The sequence below is a fragment of the Archangium sp. genome (assembly GCF_036388035.1).
Lineage (GTDB): Bacteria > Myxococcota > Myxococcia > Myxococcales > Myxococcaceae > Archangium.
Map to the genome: position 1 here is coordinate 1 of NZ_DASVSO010000026.1, position 6840 is coordinate 6840.

Genomic DNA, 6840 nt, shown 5'->3' on the forward strand with positions numbered 1-6840 from the left:
CGTCGCTCCAGCAGGGGGTAGACGACGAAGGAGTTGAAGGGGATGAGCAGCATCACCATGAGCGGGTTGAGCGCCTGGAGCTGCGAGGGGGCCAGCTCGAAGCTGCCCACCATCAGGTCCATCTTCGTGGCCTGGAGCACCCAGGTGGACGCCTTCTGGTCGAAGAGCGCCCAGAAGACGGGGATCATCGCGAAGATGCCCATGATGCGGAACACGGCCTTGGCGCCCTCGATGGCCTCGGTGGGGTGGCCGGCCGAGGCGGCCTGGTCCAGCCAGGACTTCGCGCTGGCGTCCTTCTTCTTGGGGAAGAGCGCGTCACGCACCACCCAGATGAAGGCGTGGGGGTTGCGGCCGGAGGGCGGCACGTTCGTGTACTCGCGCCGACCCAGCCAGAAGATGACGGTGGCGATGAACATCAGCACGCCCGGGATGCCAAAGGCCACCGACGGTCCGAAGCTGCGCAGGGTGAGCGGGATGAACAGCGAGGCGAAGAACGAGCCGAAGTTGATGATCCAGTAGAAGAGCGCGAACACGCCCTTCACCAGGCCCTTGTTCTGCTCGGTGAACTGGTCGCCCACGAAGGCGGACACGCACGGCTTGATGCCGCCCGAGCCCAGCGCGATGAGGAACAGGCCCGCGTAGAAGCCGTGGCGGTTGTCATCGAAGACGGCCAGCAGCAGGTGGCCCACGCAGTAGAGCAGCGAGAGCGACAGGACGGTGCGGTACTTCCCCAGGAAGCGATCCGCGAGCCATCCGCCCAGCAGGGGGAAGAAGTACACGAGCGAGACGAAGTCGTGGAAGACGGCCTTGGCCTCGGCCGCTCGCGTGACGTCGTCCGGCACGTGCTCCAGCAGCAGGTACTGCACGAGGAACATCGTGAGGATGTTCCTCATCCCGTAGAAGCTGAAGCGCTCACAGGCCTCGTTGCCAATGATGTACTTGATCTGCGGCGGGTACCGCTCGGGCTGTGCAGCGGGGGACGTGCTGGCCATGGACGGGGGCGCCTCGTCGGTAGGGAGTCCAACCGTCGTCCCTACCCCATGCAGGGCCCCGCACACAACCTACAGCCCGCTCAGAGGCGCAGCGTCACGCCGGCGTAGGGGCCCGCGAAGAGCTCGCGGTTGATCCGCCCCGCTTCCACGCGGCCCTGATCGCTCAGGTAGATGGCGCGGTAGCCACCTCGCAGCCGCACCGGGCCGAGGTCGAACGCCATTCCGGCGTCTCCGGTGAGCTGGGTGAAGGGGAAGGGCGTCCACTGGGCGCTCGCCTCCAGCTTGAGCGGCCCGAGCACCCGCAGCAGCGCGCTCGTCCCCAGGCCCGGTCCCACGAAGAGGGCGTCCGGCGCGAAGGCGAAGTCCACGCCTCCCGAGACGCGCACGCGCAGGGCCTCGCTCGACACCAGCAGCAGGCTCGGCTTGATCGACAGCAGGCCGAGGGTGTCCGAGCCCGGCGAGCCATCATCCGTGGCGAGGCTCAACACGTGCAGTCGGGCACCCGCGCCGAACTTCTCGCCATCCACCTGGAGCCCCACCCCCACCATCGTGCCATTGCCGACGAGGCCCGCGTCCGCCGAGAGGTCCCCCTTGTGGGGTGGCTCGGGCGACTCGTGCCCGGAGGGCGGTGGACGCGGGGGCAGCCGGGGCCTCCACATCAAGTCGTAATACCGGCCGAAGGGCCGGTAGAAGCCGCCGGGTCCCACGTAGGGCCAGGCCCAGGAGGGATCGTAGTAGTGGCGGTACCAGGGGTCGCCGTACCCATAGTAATAGCCACGGCCGTAGTACGGGTTGGGGCGGTGCGGCCTGCCCTCGCCGCCGTTCGGAGGTGGGCGGGGACTCGACGGGGGTTGCGACGACGGCGGCGGGCGCGAGCGCTTACCGAAGCGCGCCTCGGCGGGTTGGGCCCCGAGCCCCACCAGTGACACGGCCAGTACGACTCCCACTTGCGTCCACATGCTCATACTCCCGTGGAACCGGAGGCACCCGGCACATCCGGTTGCCTGACGCCGACGACAACACGCGCCCGGACAGCATACTCCCGAGTGGCCCGGGCCGCTCGCGCGGAAGTCCGCGGTTGTGGACTCTTGTGAACGGGAGCCCCCGTCTCCTAAAGACGCGCCCGCTGTCACCCGCCTCACGCAAGGTCTCCCATGCTCAAGAAGATCCTCCTCGGCCTCGTCGTCGTGCTCGTGGCCCTCTGCGGCTTCATCGCCACCCGTCCGTCCACCTTCGTCGTGCAGCGCACCGCCACGCTCAAGGTGTCCCCGGACATCGCCTTCGCGGCGGTGAACGACTTCCACCGCTGGGCCGAGTGGTCTCCCTGGGACAAGATGGACCCGCAGCAGAAGACCACCTTCGAGGGCGCGGCCTCGGGCACGGGGGCGAAGTACGGCTGGTCCGGCAATGACCAGGTGGGCGAGGGTCGGATGACCATCGAGGAGAGCAGGGCCAACGAGCTCGTCCGCATCAAGCTGGAGTTCATCCGGCCCTTCGCGACCACCAACTCCACCTCCTTCCTGTTCGCCCCGGCGGCCGAGGGCGTGTCGGTGACGTGGAAGATGGAGGGCACCAACGACTTCATGGGCAAGGCCTTCTCGGCGTTCATGGACATGGACGCGATGGTCGGGAAGGACTTCGACAAGGGCCTCGCCGACCTGGCGAAGGTGGCGGAGGCCGACGCCCAGAAGCTCGCCCAGGCGGAGGCCGCGAAGCGGGCGGCTGAGGAGGCCGCGGCGGCCGCGGGTGGCACCTCGGAGGCGGGTCAGCCTGGCGTCGAGGGCGCCGTGGCCGTTCCCACGCCCTGACGTCTTCCCAGGGGCTCCCGAGGCAGGGGGCCCCTGTCTGTCACATCGGCATCGCCGTAGACTCCATGGAAGAGGGTCTCAGCGATGATGAGCCGACTGAAGACGGGTCTGGTGCTCGGTGGTGGTGCGGCCCGAGGGGCCTATGAGGCCGGGGTGCTCTCCTACCTGCGCGAGGAGCTGGAGCCGGAGCTCGGCCGGGAACTCCGGCTGGACATCCTCGCGGGCACCTCGGTGGGCGCCATCCACGCCTGCTACCTCGCCGCGACGAGCGACCAGCCCCGGCTCCAGGCCCGGGGCATGCGGGCCCACTGGACCGGGATGAAGGTGGAGGAGGTGCTGCGCTGCGGCGTGGGGGACATCTTCCGGCTCCTGCGCGAGGCGCTCGGCAAGCCGGCCGAGCATCCGCGTGACATCCAGTATGGCGGGCTGGTGGATCCGCGCGGGCTGCGGGCCATCGTGAGCCGAGGCATCCCGTGGCTGGGGATTGGCCGCAACCTGCGCAAGCGCCATGTGGATGCGCTCGCGGTGAGCACCACGCACGTGGGCAGCGGACGGGCCACGGTGTTCGTCCAGCGGCACGGCGGGGGAATCCCTTCCTGGGGCAATGATCCCTCCTACCAGGCCGAGGCCGCGCGCATCGGCCCCATGCACGCGCTGGCCTCGGCCGCCATCCCGGTGGCCTTCCCGGCGGTGCGCGTCCGGGGCGAGCTGCACGTGGACGGCGGGTTGCGGATGAACGTGCCGCTCAGCCCCGCGCTGCGGCTCGGGGCCCAGCGGGTGGTGGTCATCTCGCTGCGGCACGAGGCCGTGCGCGCCCGGAAGCCGGGCGGCGAGCCGGGCGGCTCCGAGCAGGCGCGCGAGCAGGCCTTCGCGACCGCGCCCTTCCTCATGGGGAAGATGCTCAACACGCTGATGATGGACCGCACGGACCAGGACCTCGGCCGGCTGCGGCGGCTCAACGCCATCCTCGAGGCGGGGACGGTGTCCTACGGGCCGGGCTTCGCGCAGACGCTCGGCGCGGTGCTGGAGCCCCATCGCAGCCAGCCCCTGCGCTACGTGCGCGAGCTGCTGGTGCGGCCCTCGAAGGATCTCGGCGCGCTGGCCGCCGAGTACGTCCGGATGCCGGAGTTCCGCCGCCGCAGCTCCGGTCTGGCGCACAAGGCGATTCTCCGGCTGGTGGACCGGGAGGCCTCGCACGAGGCGGATCTGGCCTCCTACCTGCTGTTCGACGGCGGCTTCGCGGACATGCTCATCGACCTGGGACGACAGGACGCGCGCGCGTTGCGCGAGCAGTGGTTGCGCTTCTGGTCGGACGAGCCGCAGTGCGTGGCCGAGATGGCCACCCACGCCCAGGTGTCCTCCAAGGCGAGCGCCGCCTGAGCGCGTCCGTCAGAAGGTGTAGCGCAGGCCGAGGCGTACCTGCCGGGGCGGCTGGTACTCCAGGGACTGTTTGAAGTTGGGATTGAGGTCGCTCTCGGTGAGCGCCTCGCCTGTGCTCTCCTTGTGCGCGGCACCTGGAGATCTCCGCGCCCGCCCGTCTTCACCGGCCAGACTTCGGCGTAGGTGTAGAGCTCATCTACCCGCCCGTCTGCGTGAGTTGTTGGCGCGTCCGCTCGGAGGACTCTGGCCGACGGGCCGGATTCCGGAGTTGGTCTACGCCAGCATGGGCTTCCGCCACGGCCACCACTTTCCGGAGGCTCCGACGAATGTCCATCTCGAGGCGCTCGAGCGCATCCTGGAGAACCAGGCGCCCAAATGGAGGCTTCCAGAGCGCTTACACCGACGCTCCGAACCCGGAGGAGACAGCGCTGACACTGACCGCCCTGCGCTCGGCGCTCGGGACGCTCGCTCCCGGGCCCCTGTGCCTGCGTGCGCAGGCCGCGGCCGATGCCGGCTGCGCTTATCTGCGCAGCGCCATCGCCGAGGAACACACCCCTCATCCCGCGCTCTGGACGAGCAAAGTACTCATGGCGCCGCCCCACATCATCCAGGCGCTGGTGCTCTCGAGTCTGATGGGATTGGAGCGCGGCGAGACCACGACAGTTCAGCGGGAGCCCCAGTCAGAGTCCCGCAAGCGGTTGGCTCAGGAGGCAGCGGAGCTGCGCCAGAGGCTGGAGGAGTTGGAGCGCCGGCGGGCGGGGGTGTAGCCGGCGAAGGCACTGCGGAGGCAGCCCATTTGCTCCGGTCCCCAAGTTCACGGAGCGCTCGAGCCTTGACTGCCACGCACCAGGCCGGTGAAGTCGGTCCAATGCGGTGGATCTTCTTGCTGAACCTGCTGGTCGCCTCGCTTGCCGTCGGCGGGCCGTCACGACCTCCGAAGCGGCGGCCCGTGCCCGCCGCGGAACCGGAGCCGAAGTCGAAGCCCACGCCGACGGCCGGCGAGCCTGCTCGAAAGTCCGAGCCTTCGCCTGCCACGGCTTCGACTCGCGACCCCCAACCGATTCGTTACGCGCTCGCCCTCGCTGGGGGCGCCTTCTACGGCGGCGGCTACAATCGCGGTCCGCTCGTGGCGGCGGTGTTCTCGATCACTCCGCCGATCTGGGACGGGCGACTCACGCTCGACGCCGAGCTCGACTGGCGGCTCACCCGGTTCGACGCGACGGTGCCCGACAGAGGGACGGTGACGTCGGCGTTTCACGGCGCGCCCCTCTATCTGTCGGGCCGGCTGAACGTGCTGCGGCTGGGTCCGGTCGGCCTCGATGCACGTCTGGGCGTAGGACCCTCGTTCGCGCTGCAGTACCTGGCGAGCTCCTTCTCTCAGTCGACCGTCCGGACCGCGGTGGGGTGGGACGCGCTCGCGGCGCTTCAGCTCCGCGTGCCACTTTCCTCCGTCGAGCTGTTCGGCGAGGCGCGCTTCGCCTTCGGCGAGGCATCCATTCCGTTCGTGCTCGGGCGCGCGACGGGTCTCCAGGGGACACTCGGGGTGAGGTACGGGCTGCCATGACACGCGTATGCATTGGAACGTTCCTGCTGCTCGCGTCTGGCTGTCAGGACTGGCCGGATCCGGAGATCCGCGCGGTGTCGCCGTCGCGGATGCTCGCGAGCGAGTACACGCCGATCGAGCTATCCGCCGACCTGCCTCTGCCGGCCACGGTCGATTACGAACAGGGCACGATCGACGTCTCGACCGCGGTGAAGGTCGAGATTGGCTCGCTCGAGCTCGCGACGCCGACGTTCACCCGAAAGGGCGTGCTCGCGACGCAGGTGCCGACGCTCTTCGTTCCGGGTTCTTACGACGTCCGGATTACCCTCTCGGATGGGCGCGTCGCGACAGCGCCGTCGGCGTTCACCGTGACCGATGGCCAGTGGCCGGACACCTATGCGATCGATCCGATCGGCGCACAGGCTCCGTTCGTGCCGTTCACGATCACCGTTCGCGCGCAGGGCCCGAACGCGGCGAGCTTCCACGGCAACGTGCGCTTCGAGTCGGGGCCGGGCGTGAACTTCGGGCCGAAGGTGAGCGAGCCGTTCGTCAACGGCGTGCTCACCCAGCGGGTGGTGTTCGCGACCTCGGCCTCCAGCGCGGTGATCGTGGTGACGGACGTCGCTGGCCATCGCGTCTCGTCGAACGTGTTTCAGCTGCGCTGACCTTGATCAAAAGAGGCGCCCCCGAGAACCGGGGCGCCCCTCCTGGTCGTGCTGCCTGCTGCCCGATCAGTTCACCTTCTTGATGAAGCTCGACAGGGTCTCGCTGCTCACGATCATGTTGCGGTTGAGCGCGAGGAAGTTGTCCGCAGGAGTCGTCTTACCGGCGGAGACGGTGAAGGCCATCTTCACGCCCACGTCACGAAGAGCCGTCTGAGCGCTCGCGTCGGTGCGCCCGTACGGATACGCGAGGAACTCCGGCTTCTTGCCCACCGCGGAGGTGATGAAGCTGTCCGCGCTGGCCACCTCGCCGTACGCGTCCGCGTACGTCAGTGTGGACAGGTCGGCGTGCGTCTGGGTGTGGTTCTGGATGTCGTAGCCCTCGGTGGCGAGCGACTGCAGCTGCGCGGAGGTGAGGTAGCCGGGGTTGTTCACCCAGCTGGAGACGGCGAACT

General features: G+C 69.0%; 8 protein-coding genes. 5 read left to right on the forward strand and 3 right to left on the reverse strand.

The window, feature by feature from the left end; translation table 11 throughout:
- Window positions 1–992, reverse strand: a 992-nt coding sequence (locus VF697_RS01190) for an MFS transporter (protein WP_331091405.1), incomplete at its 3' end; no start/stop codon positions are given.
- An 80-nt stretch (window positions 993–1072) separates the two neighbouring features.
- Complete coding sequence (locus VF697_RS01195; RefSeq protein WP_331091407.1) at window positions 1073–1951, reverse strand: hypothetical protein; 879 nt, start codon at window positions 1949–1951, stop codon at window positions 1073–1075.
- Window positions 1952–2146: 195 nt separating this feature from the next.
- On the opposite strand from VF697_RS01195, the gene VF697_RS01200 reads away from it, so the two are divergent.
- The 5 genes from VF697_RS01200 to VF697_RS01220 all read left to right on the forward strand — a co-directional run bounded on the left by VF697_RS01200 (window position 2147) and on the right by VF697_RS01220 (window position 6388).
- A complete protein-coding gene (locus VF697_RS01200; protein ID WP_331091409.1) occupies window positions 2147–2800 on the forward strand; it encodes an SRPBCC family protein in 654 nt (217 codons plus the stop codon).
- Window positions 2801–2884: 84 nt separating this feature from the next.
- Complete coding sequence (locus VF697_RS01205; protein ID WP_331091411.1) at window positions 2885–4180, forward strand: patatin-like phospholipase family protein; 1296 nt, start codon at window positions 2885–2887, stop codon at window positions 4178–4180.
- A gap of 326 nt (window positions 4181–4506) precedes the next feature.
- Entirely contained in the window at window positions 4507–4947 is a 441-nt protein-coding gene (locus tag VF697_RS01210) for a hypothetical protein (protein ID WP_331091413.1), read from the forward strand.
- 101 nt (window positions 4948–5048) lie between these two features.
- A complete protein-coding gene (locus tag VF697_RS01215; RefSeq protein WP_331091415.1) occupies window positions 5049–5744 on the forward strand; it encodes a hypothetical protein in 696 nt (231 codons plus the stop codon).
- Complete coding sequence (locus VF697_RS01220) at window positions 5741–6388, forward strand: hypothetical protein (protein ID WP_331091417.1); 648 nt, start codon at window positions 5741–5743, stop codon at window positions 6386–6388. The genes VF697_RS01215 and VF697_RS01220 overlap by 4 nt, the downstream gene beginning before the upstream one ends.
- Before the next feature lie 66 nt (window positions 6389–6454).
- On the opposite strand, the gene VF697_RS01225 is transcribed toward VF697_RS01220, so the two are convergent.
- A partial coding sequence (locus VF697_RS01225) for a polysaccharide deacetylase family protein (RefSeq protein WP_331091419.1) occupies window positions 6455–6840 on the reverse strand: 386 nt, incomplete at its 5' end.

Excerpts from the sequence above, each read along its gene's own strand:
- VF697_RS01195 (WP_331091407.1), bottom strand. The coding sequence starts at position 1,951 with ATGTGGACGCAAGTGGGAGTCGTACTGGCCGTGTCACTGGTGGGGCTC.
- VF697_RS01200 (WP_331091409.1), top strand. The coding sequence starts at position 2,147 with ATGCTCAAGAAGATCCTCCTCGGCCTCGTCGTCGTGCTCGTGGCCCTC.
- VF697_RS01205 (WP_331091411.1), top strand. The coding sequence starts at position 2,885 with ATGATGAGCCGACTGAAGACGGGTCTGGTGCTCGGTGGTGGTGCGGCC.
- VF697_RS01210 (WP_331091413.1), top strand. The coding sequence starts at position 4,507 with ATGTCCATCTCGAGGCGCTCGAGCGCATCCTGGAGAACCAGGCGCCCA.
- VF697_RS01215 (WP_331091415.1), top strand. The coding sequence starts at position 5,049 with ATGCGGTGGATCTTCTTGCTGAACCTGCTGGTCGCCTCGCTTGCCGTC.
- VF697_RS01220 (WP_331091417.1), top strand. The coding sequence starts at position 5,741 with ATGACACGCGTATGCATTGGAACGTTCCTGCTGCTCGCGTCTGGCTGT.